The organism is Streptomyces sp. NBC_00876 (assembly GCF_045207435.1).
Classification (GTDB): Bacteria; Actinomycetota; Actinomycetes; order Streptomycetales; family Streptomycetaceae; genus Streptomyces.
Genome location: NZ_CP108800.1, coordinates 2,607,610 through 2,623,071 on the forward strand (window position 1 = coordinate 2,607,610; position 15,462 = coordinate 2,623,071).

The 15,462-nt window shown below is 72.1% G+C and carries 13 protein-coding genes; 2 read left to right on the plus strand and 11 right to left on the minus strand.

Annotated features, from left to right (window positions below; translation table 11 throughout):
* Window position 1: 1 nt before the first annotated feature.
* Complete coding sequence (locus tag OG782_RS11455) at window positions 2–1,051, minus strand: PhoH family protein (protein WP_406449941.1); 1,050 nt, start codon at window positions 1,049–1,051, stop codon at window positions 2–4.
* A 132-nt stretch (window positions 1,052–1,183) separates the two neighbouring features.
* Window positions 1,184–2,296, minus strand: a complete 1,113-nt coding sequence (locus OG782_RS11460) for a carbohydrate kinase family protein (RefSeq protein ID WP_406449943.1) — start codon at window positions 2,294–2,296, stop codon at window positions 1,184–1,186.
* A 389-nt stretch (window positions 2,297–2,685) separates the two neighbouring features.
* Between OG782_RS11460 and OG782_RS11465 the strand changes: the two genes are divergently transcribed.
* The gene (locus tag OG782_RS11465; protein WP_406449945.1) at window positions 2,686–4,041 is read left to right on the plus strand and encodes an MFS transporter; all 1,356 of its coding nucleotides are present in this window, start codon (window positions 2,686–2,688) and stop codon (window positions 4,039–4,041) included.
* Here OG782_RS11465 and OG782_RS11470 read toward each other — a convergent pair.
* From OG782_RS11470 to hrcA, 9 genes are all read right to left on the minus strand, one after another.
* On the minus strand, window positions 4,005–4,997 hold the full coding sequence (locus tag OG782_RS11470; protein WP_406449947.1) for an adenosine deaminase: 993 nt from the start codon (window positions 4,995–4,997) through the stop codon (window positions 4,005–4,007). The two genes, OG782_RS11465 and OG782_RS11470, sit on opposite strands and share 37 nt — an antisense overlap.
* Before the next feature lie 27 nt (window positions 4,998–5,024).
* Complete coding sequence (locus tag OG782_RS11475) at window positions 5,025–5,933, minus strand: ribonuclease Z (protein ID WP_406449949.1); 909 nt, start codon at window positions 5,931–5,933, stop codon at window positions 5,025–5,027.
* 24 nt (window positions 5,934–5,957) lie between these two features.
* The gene (locus OG782_RS11480) at window positions 5,958–6,317 is read right to left on the minus strand and encodes a histidine triad nucleotide-binding protein (protein ID WP_406449951.1); all 360 of its coding nucleotides are present in this window, start codon (window positions 6,315–6,317) and stop codon (window positions 5,958–5,960) included.
* 200 nt (window positions 6,318–6,517) lie between these two features.
* The gene (locus OG782_RS11485) at window positions 6,518–9,739 is read right to left on the minus strand and encodes a S41 family peptidase (RefSeq protein WP_406449953.1); all 3,222 of its coding nucleotides are present in this window, start codon (window positions 9,737–9,739) and stop codon (window positions 6,518–6,520) included.
* A 79-nt stretch (window positions 9,740–9,818) separates the two neighbouring features.
* Window positions 9,819–10,373 (minus strand): hypothetical protein, encoded by a 555-nt coding sequence (locus OG782_RS11490; protein WP_406449955.1) that lies wholly within the window; start codon window positions 10,371–10,373, stop codon window positions 9,819–9,821.
* A 72-nt stretch (window positions 10,374–10,445) separates the two neighbouring features.
* Window positions 10,446–11,192, minus strand: a complete 747-nt coding sequence (locus OG782_RS11495) for a 16S rRNA (uracil(1498)-N(3))-methyltransferase (protein WP_406449957.1) — start codon at window positions 11,190–11,192, stop codon at window positions 10,446–10,448.
* Window positions 11,189–12,262, minus strand: a complete 1,074-nt coding sequence (locus tag OG782_RS11500) for a nitronate monooxygenase (RefSeq protein WP_406449959.1) — start codon at window positions 12,260–12,262, stop codon at window positions 11,189–11,191. The genes OG782_RS11495 and OG782_RS11500 overlap by 4 nt, the downstream gene beginning before the upstream one ends.
* Before the next feature lie 122 nt (window positions 12,263–12,384).
* Entirely contained in the window at window positions 12,385–13,521 is a 1,137-nt protein-coding gene (gene dnaJ / locus OG782_RS11505) for a molecular chaperone DnaJ (protein WP_406449961.1), read from the minus strand.
* Window positions 13,522–14,538 (minus strand): heat-inducible transcriptional repressor HrcA, encoded by a 1,017-nt coding sequence (gene hrcA, locus OG782_RS11510; protein WP_406449963.1) that lies wholly within the window; start codon window positions 14,536–14,538, stop codon window positions 13,522–13,524.
* A 185-nt stretch (window positions 14,539–14,723) separates the two neighbouring features.
* Between hrcA and OG782_RS11515 the strand changes: the two genes are divergently transcribed.
* Entirely contained in the window at window positions 14,724–15,446 is a 723-nt protein-coding gene (locus OG782_RS11515; protein ID WP_406449965.1) for an MBL fold metallo-hydrolase, read from the plus strand.
* Window positions 15,447–15,462 lie beyond the last annotated feature (16 nt).

Consider the following 15,462-nt stretch of genomic DNA (forward strand, 5'->3'; position numbering starts at 1 on the left):
GCTACTGCTTCCCGTTGCGGCGGCCTCGGCCCTTTCCGGCCGGGCCGTCCTGGTCGCCCTGGTTGTCGTACTTCTCGTACGCGTCGACGATACGGCCGACCAGCTTGTGCCGGACGACATCCTGGGAGGTGAGCCGGGAGAAGTGCACGTCGTCGATGCCGTCCAGGATGTCCTGAACCTGCCGCAGACCGCTCTTGGTCCCGGTCGGCAGGTCGACCTGGGTGACGTCACCGGTGACGACGATCTTCGAGTCGAAGCCGAGCCGGGTCAGGAACATCTTCATCTGCTCGGCGCTGGTGTTCTGCGCCTCGTCCAGGATGATGAAAGCATCATTGAGGGTCCTGCCCCTCATGTATGCCAGCGGCGCCACCTCGATCGTGCCCGCCGCCATCAGCCGCGGGATCGAGTCGGGGTCGAGCATGTCGTGCAGGGCGTCGTAGAGCGGGCGCAGATACGGGTCGATCTTGTCGAAGAGCGTGCCGGGCAGGAAGCCGAGCCGCTCACCGGCCTCGACCGCCGGCCGGGTCAGGATGATCCGGCTGACCTGCTTGGACTGGAGGGCCTGGACCGCCTTGGCCATGGCGAGGTAGGTCTTGCCGGTACCGGCGGGGCCGATGCCGAAGACGATCGTGTGCTTGTCGATCGCGTCGACGTACCGCTTCTGGTTGAGCGTCTTGGGGCGGATCGTGCGGCCGCGGCTGGAGAGGATGTTCTGGGTGAGCACCTCGGCCGGGGTCTCGGTGCCGTCCGCCTTGCCGTTGTCGGCGGCCCTGAGCATCGCGATCGAACGTTCCACAGCGTCCTCCGTCATCGGCTGACCGGTGCGGAGCACCAGCACCATCTCGTCGAACAGGCGCTGGATCAGGGCGATGTCCGCCTCGTTGCCCGTCGCGCTTATGTCATTGCCCCGGACGTGGATGTCGGCCGCCGGGAACGCCGCTTCGATCACGCGCAGCAGCGAGTCGCCCGCTCCCAGCAGCATCACCATGGGGTGTGCGGCCGGAATGCTGATGTGGGCTCGCGCCTGCGGCTGTGTGGGTGTCTGAGTCATGGGCCGGCCCGCGGGCCTGCACATACCTCCCGTTGCAGGGTTCTCGCTGCTCGAAAACCTCTGGAGTACCAAGCCTACGACTCCGTACTGACATCGCCGAGAGGTTTTCGCAGGCGGGAGGAGTCCGCGTGGTTACGGCCGGAAGCCGATGGTCGGGACGGCCCGGCGCAGCGGCCAGGGGCGGGCGGCCGCGGGGAGCAGGTCCTGGAGGAAGGCGTACCGCTGGAGCGCGGCCGGGTCCTGGCCGGTGACGGTGCGGATCCGCTGCCACCAGGCGGCGATCTCCGCCCAGCCGGGGGCCGAGAGCGAGCCGCCGAACTCCTGGACCGAGAGGGCCGCGGTGAGTCCGGCGAAGGCGAGGCGGTCGGCGAGGGGCCAGTTGGCCAGGGTGCCGGTGACGAAGCCGGCGACGAAGACGTCTCCGGCCCCGGTCGGGTCGAGGGCCTCGACCGCGATCGCGGGGACCTCGGCGGTGGTCCCGGTGGCCGCGTCGACCGCGTAGGCGCCCTCGGCGCCGAGGGTGACGACGGCGAGCGGTACGCGTTCGGCGAGGGCGTGCGCGGCGGCGCGGGGGCAGTCGGTGCGGGTGTAGCGCATGGCCTCCTCGGCGTTGGGGAGGAAGGCCCGGCAGTGCTCCAGGTCGCTCAGGCCGTCCAGGTCCCAGCGGCCGGTCTCGTCCCAGCCGACGTCGGCGAAGACCACGGCTCCCCGGCGGGCCGCCTCGGCGACCCAGGGTTCGCTGCGGCCGGGGGCGAGCGAGGCGACGGCGGCCCGGGCCCGGGGCGGGCAGTGGGGGAAGGCGGGGTGGGCGGTTCCGGGGGGTGCGGACGCGGGCGGGGGCGGGGCCTCGTGGCCGTGCGAGACCATCGTCCGCTCGCCCTCGTACGCCATCGAGACGGTCACCGGGGAGTGCCAGCCGCGGACGGTGTGCGACATGGACAGGTCGATGCCCTCGCCCTGTTCGAGGGCGTCCCAGCAGTACTCGCCGTAGTGGTCGTCGCCGAACGCCGCGGCGAGCGAGGTGTGCAGGCCGAGGCGGGCGAGCGCGGTGGCCATGTTGGCGACGCCGCCGGGGCTGGAACCCATGCCACGCGCCCAGGACTCGGTGCCACGCACGGGGGCGCTGTCGAGGCCGGTGAAGATGATGTCGAGGAAGACCGTGCCGGTGAGGAAGACGTCGCAGTCCGGGTCCTGGGGTGCGCGCAGCCCGTCCAGTGGGTCGATGGGTGGAATGTCAGCGCTCACCTTGCACTCCCCGGTCGTGTCGGTTCCGGCCAGTGTGCCCGATTCCCGTCTGCGTGCGCCGGGTCCGCGCCGGGGTCCGCGGCGGGCCTGTGCACGCATGGCTGACCTGCATAAACATGCGCTGTTACCCGCATAGAAACACGGCAAACGCATAAGTGACTCAGATCACAGCGGGGCGACTTTCGGTCGACCCGGAGCACTTGATACAAATTGGCCCGCGACCACCGTTGGCGACATGACCGACGAGTGTGCCGAATCCCCGCATTTTCCGCGTTCCCCGTAGTTCTCGCAGTTTTCGCATTTCTCTTATTTCTCGTAGTGCCTCGCAGTTACTCGCATGACCCCCCTCTGCCTTCTCCGCCTCTTCTGGCATGTCTTCAGGAACGCCCATGTCCTCGCGCCCTCGCGCCGCGTGGCCTCTGGTCGCCGTGTTCACCGCCGGTTACCTCGCCGCCTATCTGCTCCCCACCATCGTGGGCAGGCTCTCCGTCTATCTCGGGCTCACCACGGCCCAGGCCGGTCTGGTCGGCAGCGCCCTGCTGCTGAGCTCGGCCTCCGCCGGCTTCTGTCTGGCGGGCCGTGTGGAGACGTACGGGCCGCGGAGACCGGCGAGGATCGGGCTGGCGCTGGCCGTGCTGGGGTACGGCTGCGCGGCGCTGGCCGGATCGGTGCCGCTGGTGGTCATGGGCGCGGTGGTCGGCGGTTTCGGTTCCGGTACGGCGACCGCGGTCGCCGCGGCGGGCATCGCCGCCCAGCGCGATCCGCACCGGACGTCGTCCCTGGGGCTGCTGAGCGTCTCGGCGACCGCGGGCGCCCTGTATCTGACGGTCCCGCACCTGGGCGGCGGCCACCGGCTGCCGTTCGCCTCGATCGCCCTGGTCGCGGTGCTCGTGTGGCCGGCCACCTCACGGCTGGGCGGCTCGGTGCCGGCCGGTCCGGCCGTCCCCGCGTCGGGACGGCTGCCGCACCGCCGCTCCGGTCTGGTGCTGGCCGGCGGCATGCTCGTCTGGTCGATGGCGCAGAACGCGCTGTGGGGTGTCAGCAGCCGCATCGGCGTGGACCAGGTGGGGCTCTCCGAGGTCACCATCGGCGCGGTGTTCGCCGCCGCGCTGGGCACCGGTCTGCTCGGCGTGATGGGCGCCGGGGTGCTGGGCGCGCGGCTCGGGCGGGCGGTGCCGATCGGCCTGGGCACCGTGATCATCGCGATGAGCATCGTGCTCAGCTCTTCGGCCCGCAGTCTCGGTTCGTTCGCGACCGGCGAGATCCTGTGGAACACCGTCTACCCGGTGGTCCTGTCGTATCTGATCGGCCTGGCCGCCTCCCTGGACGTGCGCGGCCGCTGGGCGGTGCTCGCGGGCTCGGCCTCGTCGGTCGGTGTGGCCTGCGGTCCGGTGCTCGGGAGCGTGCTGTCCGAGGAGGCCGGATTCCCGGTGATGGGGCTGGTCCTGGGCGCTGTGACGCTGCTGGTCGCGGTGCCGGTGACGGCGGTCGCGCTGCACACCGGTGGGCGTCCGCTGGTGCCGGGATCGGTGCGCCGCAGGGGTGGCGCTCCGGCGGCCCTGCTCGCGGTCACCACGGGCGCGGTGCCCGGCGCGGTGCCGAAGCTGGGTGCGCCCGAGCAGGCCGTCACGGAGATAAGCCTGCCCGCGCTGCGCCGCAGGCGCCTGGTCAGGAGTGCGTTCCGGACGGCCGGCCCGTCGGGCGGCGGTCAGTCGAACGCGTACGCCTCGACCTCGGACAGGTAACGCGCCCTGCGCTCCTCGTCGTGGTCGAGGAAGGCCGCCTCGAAGGAGTTGCGGGCCAGGGTGCGCAGTTGCTCGCGCTCCAGGCCGAGCGCCTCGTGGACGGCGTGGAAGGTGTCGCCGATGTACCCGCCGAAGTAGGCGGGGTCGTCGGAGTTCACCGTGCAGAGCAGCCCGGCGTCCATCATGGCCCGCAGCGGGTGCTCCTCCAGGGTGTCGATGGCCCGCAGCCGTACGTTGGACAGCGGGCACAGGGTGAGCGGTACCCGGCCGGCGACCAGCCGCTCCACGAGCTCCGGGTCCTCCATGCAGCGCAGTCCGTGGTCGATGCGTTCCACGCCGAGGACGTCGAGCGCCTCGCTGATGTACGCGGGCGGCCCCTCCTCGCCCGCGTGGGCGACCTTGCGCAGTCCGAGCGCCTCGGCGGCGGCGTACACCTCGCGGAACTTGGCGGGCGGGTGGCCGACTTCGGCGGAGTCCAGGCCGACGGCGCTGATCCGGTGCAGATGCGGCTTCGCGGCCTCCAGGGTCTCCAGCGCCGATGCGGCCGGCTGGTCGCGCAGGAAGCACATGATCAGCTGGGTGGAGATGCCGTGCTTCTCCTCGCTGCGCTCCAGCGCCCTGCCGAGGCCCTCGATGACGGCGGCGATGGGGACGCCCCGTGCGGTGTGCGCCTGGGGGTCGAAGAAGATCTCCGCGTGGCGCACGCCCTGGGCCGCGGCGCGGGTGAGGTAGGCGTCGGCGAGTTCGGTGAAGTCGTCCTCGGTCCTCAGTACCGCCATCAGCGCGTAGTACAGGTCGAGGAAGGTCTGCAGATCGTCGAAGAGGTAGGCGGTGCGCAGTTCCTCGGTGTCCGCGTAGGGCAGCCGCACGCCGTTGCGTGCGGCGAGGGCGAAGGCCAGCTCGGGTTCGAGGGTTCCTTCGATGTGGAGGTGGAGTTCCGCTTTGGGGAGGTGCACAGTTTCTCGCTAACGCAGTGGTGCTGTTTACAAGTGACGAGTGGGGACCGGGATGCTGGTGAGGTCCTGGGCGACGGTCAGTCCGCCCTCGAACCCGGCGGCCCTGGCCTGGGTCCCGAAGGCGTCCGGGTCCGGGTAGCGCTGGGAGAAGTGCGTGAGCACCAGGTGCCGTACGCCCGCCGCCTGCGCGACCCGGGCCGCCTGTCCGGCGGTCAGATGGCCGTGGTCGGTGGCGAGCCGTTCGTCCTCGTCGAGGAAGGTCGACTCGATGACCAGCATGTCGCAGCCCTCGGCTAGTGCGTACACGCCGTCGCAGAGCCTCGTGTCCATGATGAACGCGAACCGCTGTCCGCGCCTGCGCTCGGAGACGTCGTCGAGGGTGATCCCGCCCAGTGAGCCCTCGCGCCGGATCCGGCCGACGTCCGGTCCCGCGATGCCGTGTTCGGCGAGCTTCGCGGGCAGCATGCGCCGCCCGTCGGGTTCGACGAGCCGGTAGCCGTACGACTCGACGGGGTGCGAGAGCTTGTGGCTGCTGAGGGTGTACGCGTCGGTGGTGGCCAGCACCCCGTCGGCGGCGACCGGGGCCTCGGTCAGCTCGACGGACTCGCGGTAGGCGGTGGCGTACCGCAGCCGTTCGAAGAAGTGCTGTCCGCTCGCCGGGTAGTGCGCGGTGACGGGGTGCGGGACCTGGTCGAGGTTGATCCGCTGGATCACCCCGGCCAGGCCGAGCGAGTGGTCGCCGTGGAAGTGCGTGACGCAGATCCGGTCGATGTCGTGCGCGGCGACACCGGCCCGCAGCATCTGGCGCTGGGTGCCCTCGCCGGGGTCGAAGAGGATGCCCTCGCCGTCCCAGCGCAGCAGGTAGCCGTTGTGGTTGCGGTGGCGGGTCGGGACCTGGCTGGCAGTGCCGAGGACGACGAGTTCACGGGGTGACACGGGGTGCGGCTGTCCCGTTCGGCTCTAGCCGGGGGGCCACTGGAGGCCGCGGCCGCCCAGGACGTGGGCGTGTGCGTGGAAGACGGTCTGCCCGGCCCCGGCCCCGGTGTTGAAGACGACGCGGTACCCGGTCTCGTCCACCTTCTCGTCCGCGGCGACGTGTCCGGCCTCGCGCAGGACGTCGGCGAGGATCTGCGGCTCGGCGGCGGCGAGGGACGCGGCGTCGGGGTGGTGGACGCGCGGGATGACCAGGACGTGGGTGGGGGCCTGGGGGTTGATGTCGCGGAAGGCGACCGTGGTGTCGGTCTCCCGGATGATGGTGGCCGGGATGTCACCCGAGACGATCTTGCAGAACAGGCAGTCGGGCTGCGGTTCTCCTGCCATGGGGGGCTCCTTGGGTCTCGGTGATCCGTTACGGGGCAGCCTAGCGGGCGGGGCCGGGCCACTGGTGCGGGGCGCTTTCGGGGGCGCTGCCCCCGGACCCCCGCTCCTCGATCGCCGGAGGGGCTTGGTTCTGCCCGGCTGGGCCGGTGACCCGGCGTCGCCGGGTCACCACTTCCAGCCCCGTGCCGCACAGGCTCAGGTCACTGCGTCTCGGGCAGCTCCGGCGCCGTCTTCGCCGGCGTGCGGCTCAGCGACTCCAGCGCGATGCGGATCGCCTCGTCCAGCTGTGGGTCCCGCCCCGCCGCGTGGTCCTGCGGGGTCATGACGACCTCGACATCGGGATCGACGCCGTGGTTCTCGACGCCCCAGCCGTAACCCTCCAGCCAGAACGCGTACTTCGGCTGGGTGACCAGGGTGCCGTCGACGAGCCGGTAGCGGCTGTCGATGCCCACCACACCGCCCCAGGTGCGCACGCCGACGACCGGGCCGATGTCCAGCGCCTTGATCGCCGCGTTCACGATGTCGCCGTCCGAGCCGGAGAACTCGTTCGCGACGGCCACGACGGGTCCGCGCGGCGCGTCGCCCGGGTAGCTGTAGGGCCGCATGCCGCGCGGCAGGTCCCAGCCGACGATGCGGCGGGCCAGTTTCTCCACGACCAGCTGCGAGGTGTGGCCGCCGCGGTTCTCGCGTACGTCCACGACCAGGCCCTCGTGGGCGACCTCGGTGCGCAGGTCGCGGTGGATCTGCGCCCAGCCCGAGCCGACCATGTCGGGTACGTGGAGGTAGCCGAGGCGCCCGCCGGACCGCTCGTGCACGTATGCGCGCCGGCCGGCGACCCACGCGTGGTAACGCAGCGCCTCCTCGTCGGCGACGGGGACGACGACGACATGGCGCGGGTCGCCGCCGTCGGCCGGCAGGACGGTCAGCTCGACGGGTTTGCCGGCCGAGCCGGTGAGCAGGGGCGCCGGGCCGGTGAGCGGGTCGACGGGGTGGCCGTCGACGGCCGTGACCGCGTCGCCGGTACGGACGGCGACGCCGGGCGCGGCGAGCGGGGCGCGGGCGGCGGGGTCGGAGGTCTCGGACGGCAGGATCCGGTCGATGCGCCAGCTGCCGTCGTCCGCGCGGGAGAGGTCGGCGCCGAGCAGTCCCTGCCGGGCCGATTCGTCGCGCCAGCCGCCGGGCGGGGTCACATAGGCGTGGGAGGTGCCGAGTTCGCCCTGGACCTCCCAGAGCAGGTCGACGAGGTCGTCGTAGGTGGCGACGCGTTCCAGCACCGGGCGGTAGCGGTCCAGGACACCGGCCCAGTCGGTGCCGCCCATGTCGGGGCGCCAGAAGTTGTCCCGCATGATGCGGCCGGCCTCGTCGTACATCTGGCGCCATTCGGCGGCCGGGTCGAGGGTGCGGCGGATGCGGGAGAGGTCGACGGTGACGGCGCCGTCGTCGCCGTCGTCGTCGGAACCCCCCGCCACCCGGCTGTCGGACGGTACGACGGACAGCTTGTCGTGGCTCTGCAGCACGAGCCGTTTGCCGTCGCCGCTGACCGCGAACCGGCTGATGTCGGAGGCGAGTTCCTCGCAGCGCAGCTTCTCCAGGTCGAACCGCTCCAGGACGGTCTCGGGGCGGCGCGCGTCGGGCGTGGCCGCGCTCGTGCCGAGCACCCCGGTCACCGGGTGGCGCAGCCACAGCAGACCGTCCTTCGCGGCCCGCAGCGAGGAGTAGCTGCCGGCCCCGACGGGCAGCGGCAGGATCCGGTCGGCGAGTCCGTCCAGGTCGATGCGGGTGACGGGGAGCGCCGTGGGGTTGTCGTCCCCGTCGCCGGACTTCTCCCGCTCCGTCGGGCGGCCGTGGAGCTGCGGGCCGAACGGGGAGGGGGTGGTCGCGGCGAGCGTCAGCAGGTGCGGCCGGCACGCGCCGATGAACGCCATGTCGAAGACGTGCGCGTCGTAGACCGGGTCGAAGGCCCGCTCGGAGAGGAAGGCCAGGTGCTTGCCGTCGCCGGTGAAGGCGGGTGCGAAGTCCCGGAACCGCAGCGGGGTGGCCTCGGAGACGGACAGGTCGGCGAGGTGGGCCAGCTTCAGCTGGCTCAGCGGCTCGGGTCCGGGGTGCGCCCAGGCGAGCCAGGCGGAGTCGGGCGAGAAGACGAGCCCGGAGGCGTCGCCGTGTTCGCTGCGGTCCACCTCGTGGACCTCGCCGCTCTCCCGTTCGACGATCAGGACCCGCCCGTCGTGGGCGGCGACGGCGAACCGGCTGCCGTCGGGGGCGGGGGCCAGGTCGAGTACCCGGCCGATCCGGCCGGCGGCGAGGCGGCGCGGTACGGCGCCGGGCCCGGTCCCGGTGGCGGGTGCGCACTCCAGCGCGTCGTCACCCTCGGCGTCGGTGACCCAGACGACGTGCTGCTCGCCGTCGGCCTGGAAGGTGTGGGGCAGTCTGGCCCGTACGCCGGGTTCGACGGCCAGGGCACGGGCGGGGCCCTCGCGGTGGGTCACCCAGTGGACGGCGCCGCGGGAACCGACGGCGCTGCCGCGTCCGGTGCGGTCCGGGGACGCGCTGTCGAGGTGGCTGTCGGCGTGCAGGGGGTAGGGCTGGAGGTCGGCGCGCTGGCCGCCGAGCCGGATGTCGAGGCGGCGGGGTCCGTCGCTCTCCAGGCTGTCCAGGAGCCACAGTTCGCCGGCCGAGGCGTAGGCGACGCGGGTGCCGTCGGTGGTGGCGTGCCGGGCGTAGAAGCCGTCGACGCCGGTGTGCCGGCGCAGGCCGGTGCCGTCGGGGAGGGAGGAGTAGAGGGCGCCGACGCCTTCGTGGTCGGAGAGGAAGGCGATGCGCTCCCCCACCCACATCGGGCATTCGATGTTGCCGTCGAGGTCCTCGTGGACGCGTACGAACTCCGCCGCATCCCCCTCGACGGCGATCCAGAGCTTGCCTGCCGTGCCGCCGCGGTAGCGCTTCCAGGTGGCGGCCTCGCGCCCCATGGTGGCCGACAGGAGCAGCACTCGTCCGCCGGGGCCGTACGCGAGGGAGCCGACCGGCCCGTACGGCAGGGTCCGCGCGGGACCGCCGTCGACCGGGACGGCGCGGGCCCAGCTGCGGCGCAGCGAGACCTGGCCCTGGGTACTGGTGACCAGCACGTCTCCGTCGGGTGTCCAGCCGCGCACCGCGGTCCGCGCGTCGCCCCAGTGCGTCAGCCGCCGGGAGGGGCCGCCGTCGACGGGGGCGAGGTGCACCTCGGGCGCCCCGTCGCGGGTGGACGTCCAGGCGACGAGGGTGCCGTCGGGAGATATCCGCGGCTGGGTGACCGGGCGGTTGTCGGCGCAGACCCGCCAGGCCCGGCCGCCGTCGAGCGGCGCGAGCCAGACGTCGTCCTCGGCGGTGAAGGCGATCAAGTCACCCTGGACATGGGGATACCGGAGGTAGGAAGGCTGTGTCACATGGATCACCCTAGGCCGCGGCCGTGCCCGGTGGAACGGGGTTGGCCGGAGTCCGCCGTCGCGTCGGTGTCCGGCGCACTCATTTGCCCGGGGGGTGCTCGGTGACCGTGACGGTCACGGTGACCGTCGGCCGGGCCCCTCCTCCGCCGCCGCTCCCGCCGCTCCCGTTGCCCGGTGCGGGGGTCGTGGGCGGTGCGTCGCAGTTGCCGAGCAGGGTGGCCCGGAAGACGGTCCGGCCGGCGGCCTTCGCGGTCAGGTCGCCGCGTACGCACCGGCCGTCGACGGCTTGGCGGACCTGGCCGGCGATCGTGATGTCCCGGCCGTCCTTCGTCCTGCCGTTGCAGTCGACGTCGGCGACCCGGCGGGTGGCGGCCGTGGGCGAACCGGCCAGGGCGGCGGATGCCGCCCCGTCGCCGCGGCCCACGTTCGCCGTGCAGCTCAGCCACTGCACGTGGACGCCTTCGTGCTCCAGCGCGCGGGTGCCGGTCCGGTCGGTGGTCACGGCGATGGACGCGGTGTTCAGGCCGTCGGCGGGGTCGCAGGCGGTGAGGCCCGCGACGGCGGCGGCGGCGAGGCAGAGCGCGGCCGGAAAACGACGGGCCGCCAGGCGGCCCCATGCCCTTGATGTCCCCATACGGGCAGCTTCCCACCGCTCCTGACGGGGCGGTAGACCTCTTGCGGCCACAACCGCCCCGGGGGAACGCCCCTATGACCAGCGGCCCGTGCGCCCCAGCAGCAGCGCCGTCGCGGCCGTGCCGGCCGTCGAGGTGCGCAGCACGGTCGGCCCGAGCCGGCAGGTCCGGGCTCCGGCGGCCGTGAAGGCGGCCAGTTCGTCCGGCGACACGCCGCCCTCGGGGCCGACGACCAGCACGATCTCGCCCTCCTCGGGCAGGGCGACGGTGGCCAGCGGTTCGCTGTCGTACCCCCGGTCCTCGTGCAGGACGGCCGCGAAGTCCGCCGTGGCCAGAAGTGCGGCAACCTGCTTGGTCGTCAGCGCGTCCGCGACCTCCGGGAACAGCACGCGGCGGGACTGCTTGCCGGCCTCGCGGGCCGTACTGCGCCATTTCGCCAGGGACTTGAGGCCGCGGTCGCCCTTCCACTGGGTGATGCAGCGCCCGGCCTGCCAGGGCACGATCGCGTCGACGCCGGTCTCCGTCATCGTCTCGACGGCGACCTCACCCCGGTCCCCCTTGGGCAGTGCCTGGACGACGGTGATGCGGACGTCGGGGAGGGGTTCCTCGTGGACCGGTTCCAGGCCGGTGATCAGCAGCCGGTCCTTGCCCTCGGCCGCCGTCACGACGCCTTCGGCCCAGCGGCCGCGCCCGTCCGTCAGGACGACGTCCTCACCTGCGTGCAGGCGTTTCACCGAGACGGCGTGCCGGCCCTCGGGCCCCTCCAGGACGAACCCGGGGCCGTCCGGCAGCTGTTCGACGACGAAGACGGGTGCCGTCACTGTGTACTCCTTGTGCTCACTGCCGTCCGTGCGGCGTCCAGTTCCTCGGCGAGCAGGGTGATCAGCCGGCCGGCGGGCAGCTCGCGCGCCATCCGGTGGCCCTGCCCGGCCCACAGTGCCATGCCCTGGGCGTCGCCGGCCCCGGCCGCCGCCTTGCGCAGCGCGACGGTCAGATAGTGGACCTGTGGGTAGGCGGCGGGCGCGTACGGCCCGTGCTCGCGCACGAAGCGGTTGACGAGGCCGCGGGCCGGGCGGCCGGAGAACGCCCGGGTCAGGGTGGTGCGGCCGAACAGCGGGTTGGTCAGGGCCTGTTTGTGCAGCAGATGGGCGCCCGACTCGGGGCAGATCAGGAAGGCGGTGCCGAGCTGCGCGGCGTCGGCGCCCGCCGCCAGGACCGCGGCGATCTGGGAGCCGCGCATCAGCCCGCCCGCGGCGATGACCGGCATCTGTACGGTCTCGCGGACCTGGGTGATCAGACAGAGCAGCCCGGTCCCGCCGCCGTCGCTCTGCGGGTCGTCGCGGAACGTGGACTGGTGGCCGCCGGCCTCGATCCCCTGGGCGCAGACGGCGTCGGCGCCCGCCCACTGGGCGGCCTGGGCCTCCTCGGGCGAGGTGACCGTGACGACGGTGTACGTACCGGCCGCGGCGAATGCGTCGAGGGTGTCGCGGGAGGGGCAGCCGAAGGTGAAGGAGACGACCGGGACCGGGTCCTCGAGCAGGATGGCGACCTTGGCCTCGTAGCCGTCGTCGCCGCCGGTGTCGGTGTCACCGAGCGGGGTCTCGTACCAGGAGGTCTCGCCCGCGAGCTGGTGGCGGTACACCTCGACGGCGGCCGGGTCGGAGAGGTTCGGCTGCGGCATGAAGAGGTTGACGCCGAAGGGCTGGCCGGTGAGTCCGCGCACCTGCTTGATCTCGTTGTACATGCCGTCCGCCGTCTTGTACCCGGCGGCCAGGAATCCGAGCCCGCCGGCCTCGGCGACGGCCGCGACGAGCTGCGGACAGGAGGCTCCGCCCGCCATCGGGGCCTGCACGATCGGATACCGGCAGAGATCGGTCAATGCGGATGACATGACCGCATCGTGTCATGTCCTTCCCATTCCGTGATGCGCACCCCGCTGCCACGTTTTGTCCGCAATGCGGTACGGGCCCGGAATAATCCGGGCCCGTACCGCATCGATCCTGACGAGAGGCGCTAACGGCCGTTGAACGCGTCCTTCAGCCGCGAGAACAGGCCCTGCTGTCCGGGCTGGAACTGGCCGGTGGGCCGCTCCTCGCCGCGCAGTTTCGACAGCTCGCGCAGGAGGCGTTCCTGCTCCGGGTCCATCTTCGTCGGGGTCATCACCTCGACGTGCACGATCAGGTCGCCGCGCCCGCCACCGCGCAGGTGGGTGATGCCGCGCCCGTGCAGCGGGACGGACTGGCCGGACTGGGTGCCCGGCCGGATGTCGACCTCCTCCAGGCCGTCGAGCGTCTCCAGCGGCACCTTGGTGCCGAGGGCCGCCGCCGTCATGGGGATGGTGACCGTGCAGTGCAGATCGTCGCCGCGCCGCTGGAACACCGCGTGCGGCAGCTCGTGGATCTCGACGTAGAGGTCACCGGCCGGGCCGCCGCCGGGGCCGACCTCGCCCTCGCCCGCGAGCTGGATGCGGGTGCCGTTGTCGACACCTGCGGGGATCTTCACGGTGAGCGTGCGCCGCGAGCGGATGCGGCCGTCGCCGGCGCACTCCGGGCACGGGGTCGGCACGACCGTACCGAAGCCCTGGCACTGGGGGCAGGGCCGCGAGGTCATGACCTGGCCGAGGAAGGACCGGGTGACCTGGGAGACCTCACCGCGGCCGCGGCACATGTCACAGGTCTGCGCGGAGGTGCCGGGCGCGGCACCCTCGCCGCTGCAGGTCGTACAGACGACGGCCGTGTCGACCTGGATGTCCTTGGTCGTGCCGAAGGCCGCCTCGGAGAGGTCGATCTCCAGCCGGATCATGGCGTCCTGGCCGCGCCGGGTGCGCGAACGGGGTCCGCGCTGCGACGCCGTACCGAAGAACGCGTCCATGATGTCGGAGAAGTTGCCGAAGCCACCCTGTCCGAATCCGCCCGCGCCACCTCCTCCGGAGGCGGACAGCGGGTCGCCGCCGAGGTCGTAGACCTGCTTCTTCTGGGCGTCCGACAACACCTCGTAAGCGGCGTTGATCTCCTTGAACCGCTCCTGGGTCTTCGGATCGGGGTTCACATCCGGGTGCAGCTCGCGCGCGAGCCTCCGGAATGCCTTCTTGATCTCGTCCTGAGAGGCGTCGCGGCGCACGCCGAGTACGGCGTAGTAGTCCGTGGCCACTTACGACTCCGCCAGGATCTGTCCGACGTAACGTGCCACTGCGCGTACCGCTCCCATCGTTCCGGGGTAGTCCATGCGGGTCGGTCCGACCACGCCGAGTTTGGCGACTGCCTCGTCGCCCGAACCGTAGCCGACCGCGACGACGGACGTGGAGTTGAGCCCCTCGTGGGCGTTCTCGTGCCCGATACGTACGGTCATGCCCGAGTCCTTGGCCTCGCCGAGCAGCTTCAGCAGCACGACCTGTTCCTCCAGTGCTTCCAGCACCGGCCGGATCATCACAGGGAAGTCGTGCCCGAAGCGGGTGAGGTTGGAGGTGCCGCCGATCATCAGCCGCTCCTCCGTCTCCTCGACGAGGGTTTCGAGCAGGATCGAGAGCACGGTGGACACGGTTCCCCGGTCCTCGCTCTCGAAGGATTCCGGCAGGTCCTGCACCAGCTGCGGGACGTCCGCGAAACGGCGCCCCACGACCCGGCTGTTGAGCCGGGCCCGCAGATCGGCGAGAGAGGTCTCGCCGAACGGCGCCGGGCAGTCGACCAGCCGCTGTTCGACCCGTCCGGTGTCCGTGATCAGCACGAGCATCACCCGGGCCGGGGCCAGGGACAGCAGTTCCACGTGCCGCACGGTCGAGCGGGTCAGCGAGGGGTACTGCACGACGGCGACCTGCCGGGTCAGCTGCGCGAGCAGCCGTACGGTACGGCCCACGACATCGTCGAGGTCGACCGCGCCGTCGAGGAAATTCTGAATGGCCCGGCGTTCCGGCGACGACAGGGGCTTGACGCCCGCGAGCTTGTCGACGAAGAGCCGGTAGCCCTTGTCCGTCGGGATGCGTCCCGCGCTGGTGTGGGGCTGGGCGATGAAACCCTCGTCCTCCAGCACCGCCATGTCGTTGCGGACGGTGGCCGGGGAGACCCCCAGCTTGTGCCGCTCCGTGAGCGCCTTGGAGCCGACGGGCTCCTCGGTGCCGACATAGTCCTGGACGATGGCGCGCAGCACTTCGAGTCTGCGTTCGCTGAGCATCGCGCACACCTCCAGCTGTGTACCTCGGTGGTTCTCGGGCCGTTCCCGGGTCCTGCCCTGGCACTCTGTGTGTACGAGTGCCAGCAATCCCCCGGCCAGTGTACGGCGACGGGGTGGCCCCCTAGCAAGGGCGACCGGCCACGCTACCGCGCGACTGCGCAGGTCGATGCCGATAGCGTCGTCCCATGGACGCCTCTTGGGAAGAGTTCGGCTGGGAGCGGCTCGGACACAAAGTGGGCCGCCGACGCCTTCCGGTGTGGGATGCAACGGTCGCACTGGTGGCCGGAACGGACGGGGTGTTGCTCTTCGACACCGGTTCGTCACTCCGTGAAGGGGTGGAAGTACGCGCCCAGGCGCAGTCCCTGCTCGGCAGAAGGGTGACGCACATCGCACTCAGCCACCCTCATTTCGATCATGTACTGGGCACGGCCGCCTTCGCCGGGGCGCAGGTGTACGGCGCGCGCGGCATGGCGGAACTGCTGCGGAGCGGGGCCGACGAGCTGCACTCCGACGCCGTGCGGCAGGGCCTGGCCGAGCACGACGCCGCGGAGTCCACCGATGCGCTGGTGGCGCCGCACCACCAGGTGTCCGGCGAGTGGACGCTCGATCTGGGCGGCGGGTGCGAGGTGGTGCTCGTGAACGTCGGCGCGGGACACAGCGGCCACGACCTGGCGGCACTGGTGCCCGGCTCCCCCTCGATCGTGTTCTGCGGCGATCTGGTCGAGGAGTCCGGTGAACCCCAGGCGGGCCCGGACGCGTTCCCCGCGCGCTGGCCGGCGGCGCTGGACCGGCTGCTGGAGCTGGGCGGCGAGGACGGGCTGTACGTGCCGGGGCACGGGGCGGTGGTGGACGCCGCGTTCGTACGGGCGCAGCGCGACGACCTCGCGGTCCGGTTCGGCGTGTCGTAGGCCACTCCCCGCTTAT